Here is a 12555-nt window from a genome sequence, read left to right on the forward strand (position 1 = left end):
CGGGGTAGGACGTCGCAATCCACACCGAACCCGAAGGCCCTCACCTATTTCAAGATCTCCCCGTCACCAACGTCCGTGGTCAGTACAACTAGAGCAGCTCGACGTACCCGTCGCTGCCGTGCACGCGGATCCGCTGCCCGTCGCGGATCAGCCGGGTGGCGTCGGCGACGCTGACCACGGCCGGTAGGCCGTACTCGCGGGCGATCACGGCGCCGTGCGTCATCAGCCCGCCGACCTCTGTCACCAGGCCCGCGACGGCGACGAACAGGGGCGTCCAGCTCGGGTCGGTGTGCGGCGTGACGAGGATGTCGCCCGGTTCGAGGTCGGCCTCGGCCATGTCCCGGATGACGCGGGCGCGCCCCTCGACGGTGCCGGCGGAGACCGGCAGCCCGATCAGGGCCCCCGCCGGGACGTCCTCGCGCCGGTACGCCCCCGTGAGGACCTCGCCGTCCGACGTCAGCACCCGCGGCGGCGTGAGCGCCCGGTACGACCGGAACGCGTCAGTGCGCTGCCGGATCAGCTCGCCGTCCACCCGGTTCGTGCGCGCGACGTCGTGGAACTCGGAGAACGTCAGGTAGAAGGCGTCCTCCACAGAGGCCAGCACACCGGCCCGCACGAGGCGCTCGGCCTCCTCCAGCAACGCCTGCTTGTAGACGAAGTAGCGGCTGATGATGCCGTACTTCGGGTACTCCCGGTAGCCGACGAAGGTCCGTACCCGGTCGATCATCCGCTCGGTCTCGTCGGCCCTGCGCGCGCCGTCCGGCAGTGCCCGCAGGCGTTCGAGCACCTCCTGCGCCTTCTCCTGCGCCTGCTGCCGCCCCTGCTCGAAGCGTTGCCTGGCGGCGCCCGGCGCGAAGTTCCGGACGTTGTCGAGGATCACGGGCACGAGCGTGCTGGGGCGTTCCCGCCAGCGCGGCCTCGTGATGTCGATCTCGCCGACGCAGCGCATGCCGTACCGGTCGAGATAGGACTCGATGGCGTCGCGCGCTTCGGTCCCGCCCGCGAGCTTCGGCAGCTCGTCCAGGAAACCCTCGTCCCGGACGCCCTGCAGGAACGCCACCACCTGCGGATGCGGGCGGATCACGTCCGCGACGTCGAGCAACTCCAGGCCCATCTCCGACGTGATGTTGTGCGGAGCCGACAGCGTGAGGGTGTCGGCCGCGTTCTTCTCACCCAGCCATTCCGCCAGCCGGTCGTTGAGCCACCAGGTGGCCTCCATCCCCGCCATGATCGCCTGCATGCTCAACGGGTCACTGAGGACCCGCTTGTGCTCCTGGAACGCCTCCAGCAGGAAGTCGAACAGCGCCGGTCCGGTCTTCGCCCGGATGTCGCGCCGCAGGGCGGCGAGGGACACCTGGCTGCGCTCGATCAACTCCGTGACGATGGCCGGGTCGGTCTCGATCGGCGCGGGCGCGCCGCCGGCCGGCGGCCCGGCGGGGCCCCCGTCCGGGAGTTCCGGGATGAAGTCGCCGCGGTCGAGGAGCGTTTCCAGCGCGTCCCTGGTCAGCGGATCGCCCTTGCCCACCATCTCCAGGAACGCATCGCGGCTCGCCGGTGACGCCAGACGCCGGGTGGCGTCGACGAACAGCCTCCCGCCCGCTTCGAGCATCGGCGCCATGGCCGTCAGCTGCCACATGGAGACGCCCAGCGGCCGCATGGGGTCGGTCATCATCTGCTGGTGGCCGACGGAGAGGTAAACGTGGTTCTCCCCGTCGGTGGCCGCGGGTACGGGGAACAGCGTGGTGATCGGCCGGCTCTGCACGATCTGGAAGTCGTCGTCGACCAGGCACCACTCGATGTCCTGCGGGCGGCCGAAGTGCGCCTCGATCCGCCGCCCGAGCCGTACGAGCCGCACGACCTGGGCCTCCGTCAGCGCCGGCCGCTGCTGCCGGTGCGGGTCGATCGTCACGTCCCGCGTCCCGCCGGCCGGCACCGCCTCGACGGCACGCTGTTTGACGGCGATGGTCGCGGCCACGACCTCGCCGTCGCGCACCGTGAAGACGTCGGGATTCACCAGGCCGGACACCAATGCCTCGCCGAGGCCGAAGCCGGCGTCCACAGTGGCGAGCCTGCGGTTGCCCGTGACGGGGTCGGCCGTGAACAGGATCCCGGACGCCTGCGGGAAGACCATCCGCTGCACGACCACGGCCATGCTCACGCTGCGGTGGTCGAAGCCGTGACGCAGGCGGTAGGTCACGGCCCGCTCGGTGAACAGCGACGCCCAGCACCGGCTGACGTGCCGGAGGATCGCCGCCGGGCCCACCACGTTCAGGTACGTGTCCTGCTGGCCCGCGAAGGAGGCCGTCGGCAGGTCCTCCGCCGTCGCGCTGGACCGCACCGCGTACGCGGCCTGCTCGCCGTGCCGGGTCAGCGCGCTGGTGATCGCCGCCGCCAGATCGGCCGGGATGTCGGTTCCTTCGATGCTGCGGCGGATCTCCGCGCCGAGCGTACGGATCGTCTCCCGGTCGTCCGGGTCCAGGCGCGCCAGCCGGTCGAGCCGATCGTCGATCGACGGCGCCGCCGCCAGGATCCGCCGGAAGGCGGCCGTGGTCACGCAGAACCCCGCGGGCACACGGATGCCGTCGATCCGCGACAGCTCACCCAGGTGTGCGGCCTTGCCGCCGACGACCGCGACCCGCGCGCCGCCGACCTCGTGCAGATCCGACACGTACTGCTCGACCATTGCGATACCTCCGAGGCAGCCGTGCTCCGTTCTACACGATCCTCGGGAGGAATTTCAGGACGACATCACGGGTGCGCGGGGACCGGCGAGCGCCGCTCGGTGCGGCGGTAGTAGTCGCTCAGTTCGCCGACCGTGGTCGCCGCGCCGAAGTGCCAGCCCTGCCCCAGATCCACGCCGAGGCTCTCCAGGGCCGTGGCGTCCGCCTCGGTCTCGATGCCCTCGGCGACCATCCGGGCCCCGGTGACCCCGGCCAGTTCGGCGAGCGCGTGGGTGACCACGCTGAGCACGGTGTCGTCGGCGATCCCGGCCACGATGCTGCGGTCCAGCTTGATGACGTCCGGCGCCGTGATCACGATGTGCCGCAGCGACGAGAAGCCCGCACCGACGTCGTCGATGGCCAGCCGCATGCCGCGGCCGCGCAGCGGGGCGAGGGCGGCCTTGAGCGCGTCGTAGTCCTCCACCGGATCGTGCTCGGAGAGCTCCAGGACGACCCGGTCCAGCGGCAGGCGGCCCAGGAAGTCCGCGCAGTCGGCGGTCAGCAGGGTCGACGGGGAGACGTTCATCGACACGTACCCGGAGACGTGTGGCAGGTGGTCGGCCGCCCGCCGCAACGCCAGCAGTTCGAGGCGGTGCCGCTCGCCGATCGAGTTCGCCTCCGCGAAGCACGCGTCCGGCGGCATCTGCCACTCCTGCGGGAAGCGGCTCAGCGCCTCCGCGCCCGTTCGCCGCCGGGTCGCCAGTTCGACGATGGGCTGCAACAGTACGGTCGGACCGCCGCCCGCGATCACGGGCCCGATCCGGCGCTCGATCGCCGAGAGGCGCTCCTGCTGCCGCAGGCCCGGCTCGATGATCACCGAGGCGGCCCGGGCCAGCACCTCCATCAGGGCCAGGTCACGGCTGCTGAGGCGATCGTCCGGCGCCAGCCCGGCGGCGCAGAACGTGCCGTACACGGAGCCGTCGCTGAGCACCACGGGCACCGACACGAAGCTGCGGATGTGCGCCACGCGGGCGCCCGGCATCTCCATCGCCTCCGGGTGCACCCGCATGTCCGGGATCACCGGGGGCAGGCGGCCGTCCATGACCGCCTGGCAGAACGTCATCTCCACCGGATTGGTCAGGCTGTACCGCCCGGCCATCGGCAGGGCCGAGTCCAGGATCTCGATGTGCTGGTGGGTGCCGTCCATCCGGCTCAGGAAGGCGACGCTGAGCCCGAGCGCCTGCCGGGCCGTACGCAGAAGCTCCCCGACCTGATGGGTCTCGGCGGTCCGCTCCCGCAGCGCCGTGAACTCCCCGGGTCCCGGATGCGTCAGCATCGGGGCTCCGGAGCCGGCTGCGCCGGTACACGGACAAGGGGCCTGAGCATGCGAATTACCTCCGAGACGGTCGCGCTCTGTATCGGCAGACGTATCGCAGAGTTGAGGGCTGGCTCACAACCCACGCCCGTCGGCGAGGTTGCGCTCACACGGCGCCCGAATTTCGTCCGTTTCACCGGCAGCGGTATGCATGGCTGAACCTGGATGCCCCGGGCCGCGTCCAGGGGCGAGACGACCGTGGGGAGAACGCCGATGACCGGCCAGCTGTACGACGTCATCCACCAGCGCCGCGACGTGCGGGGCGAGTTCACCGGCGCGCCGATCCCGGCCGGGGCCCTCGACCGGGTCCTGGCCGCCGCCCACGCCGCGCCCAGCGTCGGCCTGTCGCAGCCGTGGGACTTCGTCCTGATCCGGGACCGGGGTCTGCGGGAGGCGTTCCACGACCACGTCCAGCAGGAGCGCGACGTCTTCGCCGCCGGGCTGACCGGGGAGCAGGCGGACCGGTTCGCCCGGATCAAGATCGACGGGGTCCTGGAGTCGACCCTGTCGATCGTCGTCACCTACGACCCGGAGCGGGGCAGCCCGGCCGTGCTGGGTAGGCACGCCATCGCCGACGCGGGCCTGTATTCGGTGTGCCTGGCCATTCAGAACCTGTGGCTGGCGGCCACCGCCGAGCGGCTCGGCGTGGGCTGGGTGTCGTTCTACCGCGAACCTTTCGTCCAGAAGCTGCTGGAAATCCCCGCCCGGATCCGGCCCGTGGCCTGGCTGTGCCTGGGCCCGGTCACCCACCTGGAGGAGGTGCCCGACCTGGAACGCCACGGCTGGCGGCAGCGCCGCCCGTGGCAGGACGCGATCCACCACGACCGGTGGGAGCACTGAGGACCACCCGGTCACCCGTGGGCGGCGGGTCGGAAACAGATCGGGTGGTTCACCCATTCGAGGCGCCGGCCAGGTTTGAACCGCATCAATGGCGTGTCATAACGCGGAAAACACACAAAAGGCGGGACCGGCCATGATCGGCCGGATCCCGCCTTTCCCGGTGTACGGCACCCGCGGCTCGGCGGGTGCGCTGTTCACCGCTGGCTGTTGAACGCGTCCACCACCGAGGTCGGGATACGGCCGCGGTCGGACACCTCGTAGCCGTTCTTTACGGCCCACTCCCGCATCGCCTGATTCTGCTCGCGACTGGACCGGCTGGCCGGCACCATGCCACGCCGGCCGCGGCCACGGTTGTCGATCTGACTGCGGCCCACCCGCGTGCCCGCCGCGATATAGGGCTCCAGCGCCTTACGCAGCTTCCCGGTGTTCCGGTCCGACAAATCGATCGTGTAGTTCACGCCGTCCAGCGCGAACTCCACGGTACGGTCCGCCTCGCCGCCATCGAGATCATCGGTCAAAACGGTAACAATCTGCTTAGCCATACTCTTATCACTCCACCGGGCAGGCGTTAGATGCTCAGGAAGAAACCTATTGCAGGCACCTTAGCGGTAACCGTCGCACACCGGCTCACAGACCCCGGCCACCATCGGATTTCTATTTCGTACGCATTGCGGTCACGCGTCCGTCGCCACCAATCCCGCGTACGTTCCGGGCCCTCCCGACACGGATATCGCACCCGCCATATCTCGCACCGGCCGGCGGGCGCCGGGCCGTCCCCGGCCGAGCCCGCCGCCCCGGTCCGGCCGGAATCGGCGCGGTACCCGGGTAGCGGGACCGGCACCCGGTGTGATTCCATATGCGTGAGGCCGGGCATCTTCCCCCGTGGATGCCCGGCCTTTCATTTGTCCCGACGCCGGACATGTGGGGTGTGTGGCGCGATGACAGCGGCGGCACTGCCGGTCAGCGAGGATTTCCTCCGCAACCCGCACCCGACGTATGAGCAGCTCAGAGCGCAGGCCCCGGTCTGCCGCGTGCAGCTGCCGGACGGCGCCCCGGTGTGGCTGGCCACCCGGTACGCGGACGTCCGCGCCGCGCTCGCCGACCCACGCCTGTCGCTGGACAAGCGCAACGGCGACGGCACCTGGAAGGGCTTCTCCCTACCGTCGGCATTGGACGCCAACCTGGGCAACATGGACCCGCCCGACCACACTCGGGTCCGGCGCCTGGTGTCCCGGGCATTCACCCCGCGCCGGATGGAGAGCCTGCGTCCCCGCATCCAGCGCAGCGCCGACGCGCTGCTCGACGCGGCAGCCGCGCGGGGCCACGCCGACCTGGTCCGCGACTACGCCGGCCCGCTGCCGGTGGCCGTCATCTGCGACCTGCTGGGCGTTCCCGGGGCCGACCGGGCGGACTTCCGGGCCTGGACCGACACGATGATGACGCCGCCCCCGCACGACCGGGGCGCCGCGGGCCGCGCGGTCGGCGCGATCCACACCTACCTGGAGCAGCTGCTCGCGGCCAAACGCGCCGAACCGGGCGACGACCTGCTGTCCGCGCTGATCGCCGTCCGCGACGACGGCGACCGGCTCGGCGAGGACGAGCTGACCTCGCTGGCGTTCCTGCTCCTGCTGGCCGGATACGAGAACACCGTGCACGCCATCGGCACCGGCCTGCTGACCCTGCTGCGCCACCCGGCGCTGCTGGCCGAGGTCCGCGCCGACCCGGCACGGCTACCCGCCACGATCGAGGAACTACTGCGGATCGAGCCGCCCTCCCCGGTGGTGCTGCGGCGGTTCGCGATCGAGGACCTGACGATCGGCGGGGTGCCGATCCCGCGCGGCGAGACGGTGCTGCTCGTGGTGGCGGCCGCCAACCGTGACCCCGCCGCGTTCCCCGCCCCGGATACGGTCGACCCGCAGCGAACCGGCAGCCACCTGACGTTCGGGCACGGCATCCACTTCTGCCTGGCCGCGTCGTTGGCCCGTGCCGAGCTGGAGGTGGCGATCGGCACGGTGGTGCGGCGCTTTCCGGGGCTGCGGCTCACCGTGCCGGCCGACGAGTTGCGGTGGCGGCCGTCGTTCCGTACCCGAGGGCTGGTCTCCCTACCCGCCGCCTTCACGTAAACGCGCGGGGTCCGGGGTTACCGCAGGTTGACCGGTGGCCATCGTCTGAAAGGCGAGCCGCGATCGTGCTCACTCGCCCCCGGATTCGTGCAACCGGACGGTCAGCTGCGACCGGGTCCGCACCCCGAGCTTGCGGTACACGGCGCTGAGATGACCCTCCACCGTCCGTACGCTCGTGAACAGCAGCCCGGCCGTCTCGCGGTTGCTGAGCCCGCTGGCGACCAGCTCGGCGACCCGCTGTTCGGTGGCGGTCAGCGGGGTGTTGCCCGGTCGCGGCGACGCACCGGCCGCCTCCCGTTCCCGGCGCGCCTGCGCCAGATACCCCGCGGCGCCCATCTCTGTGAACCGGGCGATCGCCAGATCCAGCGCCTCCCGGGCGGGCCCCCGCGCGCGCTGCCGGCGCCGGACCTGCCCGAGCGCGAGCTGGCTGAGACCCCACTCGAGGCGCAGCGGGGATCGCTCGTGCCGGGCTACCGCCTCGGTGAGGCACCGCTCGGCCTCGTCGAGGGATCCTTCCGCCGCCGCGGCCAGGCCGTCGATGCGCAGCCCGATGCCGGTCAGCGTGTCCCGGCCCTGTGTGCGGCCCATCTCCTGCAGCTGCGCCGCCACCTGCCGGGCGGCGGGCAGGTCCCCGGTCTGCACCAGCGCCTGGCCGTACTCCCCGTCGAGGCGGCGCCGCCGTCCGGGTTCGCGGATGCCGAGCTGCCCGGCCAGGTGGTACGCCCGGCCCAGCACCTCGACCGCGAGCTGCGGGTCGTCACGCTGCAGTGCGATGACGCCCCGGACGTGGCAGGCGAACAGCTGGACGCGCGCGTCGGCCAGCCCGCCGGGTGGGTGTTCCCTGTCGAGTTCCCGTTCCGCCCGGTCCAGCTCGCCGGTCAGCGCGGACAGCAGCGGGCGCAACGCGTACTGAACCAGAGACGCCTGGCCGCCGGGCCCGAGTGCCCGGTCGGCCTCGGCCAGGCAGCGTTCGGCCTCCGGGTAGTTGCCGGCCCACAGCTCGGTGACGGCCAGGTGGGCGTACAGGAACGCCAGGCTGCCGTCCTCGCCCTCGTCGAGGGCCAGCCGCAGGCTCTGGGCCAGGGCCGACCGGGACTCGTCGAGGCGTTCGACGCTCTTGAGCAGGTAGCCACGGTGGGCGACGACCCGGTCGGGTACCGACGTCCACGCGAGACCACTCTCCAGTTTGGCCGCCCGGTCCAGCAGGTCGGTGGCCACCCCGTCGCCGGTGTCCACGCCCGCGTTCACCATGCTGACCAGCGCCTCGGCGAGCACCGGATGGTCGCCGTCGGTCAGCTCCGCGTAACGCATCGCCTCCCTGGCGCGCTCCTGGGCCAGCAGCGGTTCCACACCGGCCGCCATGTCGATCGTCAGGGCGAGGGCGACCACGCGCCGGTTCAGGTCCTCTCCGGCCTCGGCGAGCGCGTGCTCCGCCGCCGCGACCGCCTGCCGGCGGCCCTCCTGCAGAAAGGTCAGGTCGACGAGCAGCCGGTGCGCCCGTGCCCAGTCCGCGAACTCGTACCCCGCGCTGTCCAGGTCCTTCAGCAGGAGCAGGGCGCGGTGGTTGGCGCCGGTGGCGTAGTACAGGGCGGCGGCGTCGAGCCGCCGCCGGCCCAGGCATGCAGGGGAGTTCCGGGGCGTGAAGTTCGCGGCCCACTCGGCGAGCTGGGCGGCGGACGAGATCGCCCCGCGTCGGCGCACCGCCGCGCTGGCGGCCTCCAGCACGGACGCGACCTGCTCGTCCGGGCCACTGCCCGCCGAGGCGGCGACGAGATGCCGGGCCCGACGCTCGATGTCACCCACCAGATCGGCCAGCCGCAGGTGCAGGTCGCGCCGGCGCGCCGGGGGCAGCGCGGCCAGCGCCGCCGACCCGAGCAGCGGGTGGGCGGGGTGCAGGGCTCCGGCCGCCTCGACCACCGCGCCCGCGCGTACCGCGTCGTCGACCGCGCGCGCCGGGTCGGCGAGCTGCCCGGACAGTGCGTCGAGGACGGTCGGCAGCGAGCCACCGGCCAGCGCCGCGACGACCGTGAGCACGGTCTGCGCGTCATCGCCGAGGCGGCGCAGCCGGGCACCGACGGCCTCGGCAAGCGAGTGGGGCACCGGGATCGGGTCGTGCAGCCCGCCGGCGCGTACCTCGGCACCGGTCTGCAGTGCCCAGAACGGGTTTCCACCGGTCTGCGCGTGCATCCGGTCGACCTCGCCCGGGGTCAGCTCCAGTCCCAGCCGCCGGCTCAGCAGCGCGCCGAGGGCGGACGGCGGCAGGGGTCCCAGCGTGACGACGACCGGTGGGTCGCCGGCGTGGCTGTCCCGCAGCCGCCGGGCCGCGGCATCGCGCCGCAGCGACTCGTCCTCGACATCCGACAGAGCCGACGCGGTCCGCAGCGTCGCCAGCGTCGACACCGGCACGTCGGTGAGGCGCCGCAGCGCGAACGCGAGCTGCGCGGCGGTGGCCTCGTCGAGCCACTGCAGATCCTCGATGGCGATCAGGACGGGTTGCCGCGCGGCGGCGCGGCGCAGCGCGCTACACAGCGCCGTGCCGACCTCGCGGGCGGTGACCGCCGGCCCGTCGTCGGTGCGGCGCAGCAGCGCCACCTCCAGCGCCGTGCGTTGCCGCGGCGGCAGATCCGGCAACACACAGTCGATCATCGGGTCGAGCAGGTCGGTGAGGCCCGCGTACGACAGGGCGGCCTCCGCGGCCGCCGCATGGGTACGCAGGACCCGCCAGCCGGAGCGTTCCGCGGCGCCGACGGCGTGCCGCCAGAGTTCCGATTTGCCGATCCCGGCCTCGCCCTCGATGAGGACCGACGCGGCTCGCGGGGCACCGTCGTGGTCGGCGCCCGGCGGTGCGGGCAGCAGGGATCCGAGGATCCGCGCCGTCTCCGCCGCACGGCCCAGCGGCACCACCGGGCCGGTCTGCTCGGGGGAGAACTCGCTGGCCACGCCGGAAGCATAGCCAACGCTGCGTAGTCGCCCGGCCGTTCGACGAGGGCCCGGGGCACAGCGAAACAGGTGATTCCACGGATATCCGCAGGCGGCCCACCTGCCGAAGGATGGCGTCGGATCCGCGAGGCAGAGGGGGGCGGGCGGTGACGGATGGGGGACTCTCCGTACGCGAGTTGGCCGATCGGCACAGCGGGGCGTTGCTGGCCTACGTGAGCCATCTCGTCGACGGCGACAGCGGTACGGCCGAGGACGTGGTGCAGGAGACGTTGATCCGCGCCTGGCAGCATCCGGAGGCGTTCCTGCCCGGACGGGGTTCCGCGCGGGGCTGGCTGTTCACGGTGGCCCGCAACCTGGCGATGGACAGCCACCGCCGCCGCGGCCGCCGTTCCGAGGTCTGCGATCGGCGGCTCGACGGGGGCATCGCGGCGGACTGGATCGAGCCGATCCTGGACCGGTGCGAGCTGAACGCGGCACTGCGAGAGCTGACCCCGGAACATCGCGGCGCGATCGTGGAGGTGTTTCTGCGCGAGCACCCGGTGGACGACGCGGCCCGCCGCCTTGGCGTGCCGTCGGGCACGGTGAAGTCGCGCTGTTACTACGCGTTGCGCCGGCTGGCGACGATTCTGCGGGCACGGGGATTCGGCCCCGCTTCCGCCACGAGCTGAGTCCACAATGGATATCGCGTGCCTCACGGTCGCCGGGGCAGCGGGTCCGCGTCATTGATCAGGTCTGCTATGTTCCGGGCGCGCCACGGCCCACTTCGCAGGAATGCGAACACCATCACTCATCGGACCGTTCGCGCCCTGAAATCCGGATGAAGGCGGGACTCAGTTGACAGCGGCGTGGCCGGGCGGCGGCAACGAGTTGTTCGTCGGCGCATTCTGGTTCACCATCGGCGGCGCTGTCCCGGTTCTGCTGGTGCTGGGCGCCGTACTGATGCGGTCAATGCGGCGACGCCGGACCCGGCCGAAGCTGTCCCGCGTGGTGTTCCGCCGCCGGATCTTCGTGGGTGCCGTCGCCGTGCTGCTGGTGACGGCCGTCGGCGGCGTGGTGAGCTGGCTCCACGACGACCCCGCACCGGCGCGCCCGACTCCGGTGGCGCTGCCCTGCCCGGACGCCGGGCTGCGCGTGGCCGCCGCCCCCGAGATCGCCCCGGTGGTCCGGGCCGCCGCCCGCACACTGAACCCGGGCGGCACGGACTGCGGCCCGGTCACGGTCTCCGCCGAGACACCCGCGGTCACGCAGGCGGCGGCGCGCAAGCCCGACGTGTGGATCCCGTCGAGCAGTGCCTGGCTGCGGGTCGCCGCGGTGGACGGCACGAAATACACCGCCGACGGTGCACCGCTGGCCCGGTCGCCGATCGTGCTGGCCGCTTCCGAGGCAACGGCCCGGCAGTTCACCGTACGGGGACATGCGTCCTGGGCGGCGCTGGTCGACGGCGTCGCGAAGCACCGCATCGCGCGGGTCTCCATGCCGGACCCGCTGCACGACACCACCGGCATCCTCTCCGTGTACGCGGTGCACCAGGCGATGGCGCGGACCACGAAGGACCCGGGCATCGCCCAGCTGCGCGCGCTGACCCTGCGCAGCAGGCTCGCGGACGCGACGGTCGACCCGGCCGCGCTGCTGCGTCAGGCGGCGACCGGCGCGGTCACCGACATCGGGGTCGTGCCGACCACCGAGCAGCAGCTGGCCGCGTACCGGAAGGGCTCGCACGCGGTGGAGCTGACCGCGGCCGTTCCGGCGGACGGCCTGGTGGAGGCGGACTACCCGTACGCAATCTCGGCGTCGGCCACGCACCGCGACCTGGCCGAGCGGCTGCGCGCGGCGATCAGCCCGGCGGCGCTCACCGCGGCCGGGTTCCGGGTGGCCGCGACCCCGCACGCGTTGTCCCTGCCGGAGCGGGCGGACGGCCTGCTCGACCCCGCATTGCAGTGGGCGCAGTACCGGACGCTGAAGTTCCAGGTGCTGGTGATGATCGACGGGTCCGGGTCGATGAACCAGAAGATCACCGACAAGGCCGGGCAGGGCACTACCAAGGCCGCGCTGCTGCGGGAGACCGGGCTGAGCGCCAGCCAGCTGTTCGGCGAGGACACCGCGATCGGCCTGTGGCAGTTCGGCACGCCGACGGCGACCAGCCCGGCGCATCAGGAGGTGGTCCCGCTCGGCCCGATCACCGAGAAGGTCGGCGACCGGACCCGCCGCGAGATTCTCAGCGCGGGCATCGCGGGCTACCGCGCCCTGCCCAACTCCGGTACCCCGCTGTTCCGCTCCGTGCTGGACGGTCAGGCGATGATGCGGGGACGGGCCGCGCCGGGCACTGTCACCCTGGTCGTGGTGCTTACCGACGGCAAGGACGAACAGTCGCGGTTCGCGATGGACTCCGGCGCGTTCCTGGGGCAGCTGACGGCGGCCACCGACCCGCGCCGCCCCGTACCGATCATCGCGGTGGGCTACGGCGCGAACGCGGACATGACCGCGCTGACCGCGATGGCCAAGACCACCGGCGGTACGGCCGTGGCGGCCACCGACCCGGCCGACGTGGCCGCGGCCATGGCCCAGGCGTTCCTCGCCGCCCACGCACCAAGCTGAGCCGCACACTGTGGGACAGTGA

General features: G+C 72.5%; 8 protein-coding genes. 4 read left to right on the forward strand and 4 right to left on the reverse strand.

The features are described 5' to 3' along the window. Positions 1-88 precede the first annotated feature (88 nt). Both rph and ACMCNN_RS28755 read right to left on the reverse strand, forming a co-directional pair. Positions 89-2683, reverse strand: a complete 2595-nt coding sequence (gene rph / locus ACMCNN_RS28750) for a rifamycin-inactivating phosphotransferase (RefSeq protein WP_412743608.1) — start codon at positions 2681-2683, stop codon at positions 89-91. Between the two features lie 65 nt (positions 2684-2748). Next, positions 2749-3996 (reverse strand): EAL domain-containing protein, encoded by a 1248-nt coding sequence (locus ACMCNN_RS28755; protein ID WP_412743609.1) that lies wholly within the window; start codon positions 3994-3996, stop codon positions 2749-2751. 252 nt (positions 3997-4248) lie between these two features. Here ACMCNN_RS28755 and bluB point away from each other — a divergent pair, with 252 nt between their 5' ends. Next, positions 4249-4875 (forward strand): 5,6-dimethylbenzimidazole synthase, encoded by a 627-nt coding sequence (gene bluB / locus ACMCNN_RS28760; protein ID WP_412743610.1) that lies wholly within the window; start codon positions 4249-4251, stop codon positions 4873-4875. A gap of 194 nt (positions 4876-5069) precedes the next feature. Here the strand turns inward: bluB and ACMCNN_RS28765 are convergent, their stop codons facing one another. Beyond that, positions 5070-5417: a histone-like nucleoid-structuring protein Lsr2 gene (locus ACMCNN_RS28765; protein ID WP_412743611.1), complete on the reverse strand. Its 348-nt coding sequence runs from the start codon at positions 5415-5417 to the stop codon at positions 5070-5072. A 396-nt stretch (positions 5418-5813) separates the two neighbouring features. Between ACMCNN_RS28765 and ACMCNN_RS28770 the strand changes: the two genes are divergently transcribed. Beyond that, entirely contained in the window at positions 5814-6998 is a 1185-nt protein-coding gene (locus tag ACMCNN_RS28770) for a cytochrome P450 family protein (RefSeq protein WP_412743612.1), read from the forward strand. A 69-nt stretch (positions 6999-7067) separates the two neighbouring features. Here the strand turns inward: ACMCNN_RS28770 and ACMCNN_RS28775 are convergent, their stop codons facing one another. Then, positions 7068-9938, reverse strand: coding sequence for an AAA family ATPase (locus tag ACMCNN_RS28775; RefSeq protein ID WP_412743613.1), 2871 nt, complete (start codon positions 9936-9938; stop codon positions 7068-7070). Between the two features lie 146 nt (positions 9939-10084). Here ACMCNN_RS28775 and ACMCNN_RS28780 point away from each other — a divergent pair, with 146 nt between their 5' ends. Continuing rightward, the gene (locus ACMCNN_RS28780) at positions 10085-10606 is read left to right on the forward strand and encodes a sigma-70 family RNA polymerase sigma factor (RefSeq protein WP_412743614.1); all 522 of its coding nucleotides are present in this window, start codon (positions 10085-10087) and stop codon (positions 10604-10606) included. A gap of 166 nt (positions 10607-10772) precedes the next feature. Further along, positions 10773-12533: a substrate-binding and VWA domain-containing protein gene (locus ACMCNN_RS28785; protein WP_412743615.1), complete on the forward strand. Its 1761-nt coding sequence runs from the start codon at positions 10773-10775 to the stop codon at positions 12531-12533. Positions 12534-12555: the final 22 nt, after the last annotated feature.

Origin of the sequence: Krasilnikovia sp. MM14-A1004, assembly GCF_047159485.1 — a bacterium.
GTDB lineage: Bacteria > Actinomycetota > Actinomycetes > Mycobacteriales > Micromonosporaceae > Actinoplanes.

Bases quoted from the DNA above. Each gene is read 5' to 3' on its own strand.
- ACMCNN_RS28770 (WP_412743612.1), top strand. From the start codon at position 5,814: ATGACAGCGGCGGCACTGCCGGTCAGCGAGGATTTCCTCCGCAACCCG.
- rph (WP_412743608.1), bottom strand. From the start codon at position 2,683: ATGGTCGAGCAGTACGTGTCGGATCTGCACGAGGTCGGCGGCGCGCGG.
- ACMCNN_RS28755 (WP_412743609.1), bottom strand. From the start codon at position 3,996: ATGCTGACGCATCCGGGACCCGGGGAGTTCACGGCGCTGCGGGAGCGG.
- bluB (WP_412743610.1), top strand. From the start codon at position 4,249: ATGACCGGCCAGCTGTACGACGTCATCCACCAGCGCCGCGACGTGCGG.
- ACMCNN_RS28765 (WP_412743611.1), bottom strand. From the start codon at position 5,417: ATGGCTAAGCAGATTGTTACCGTTTTGACCGATGATCTCGATGGCGGC.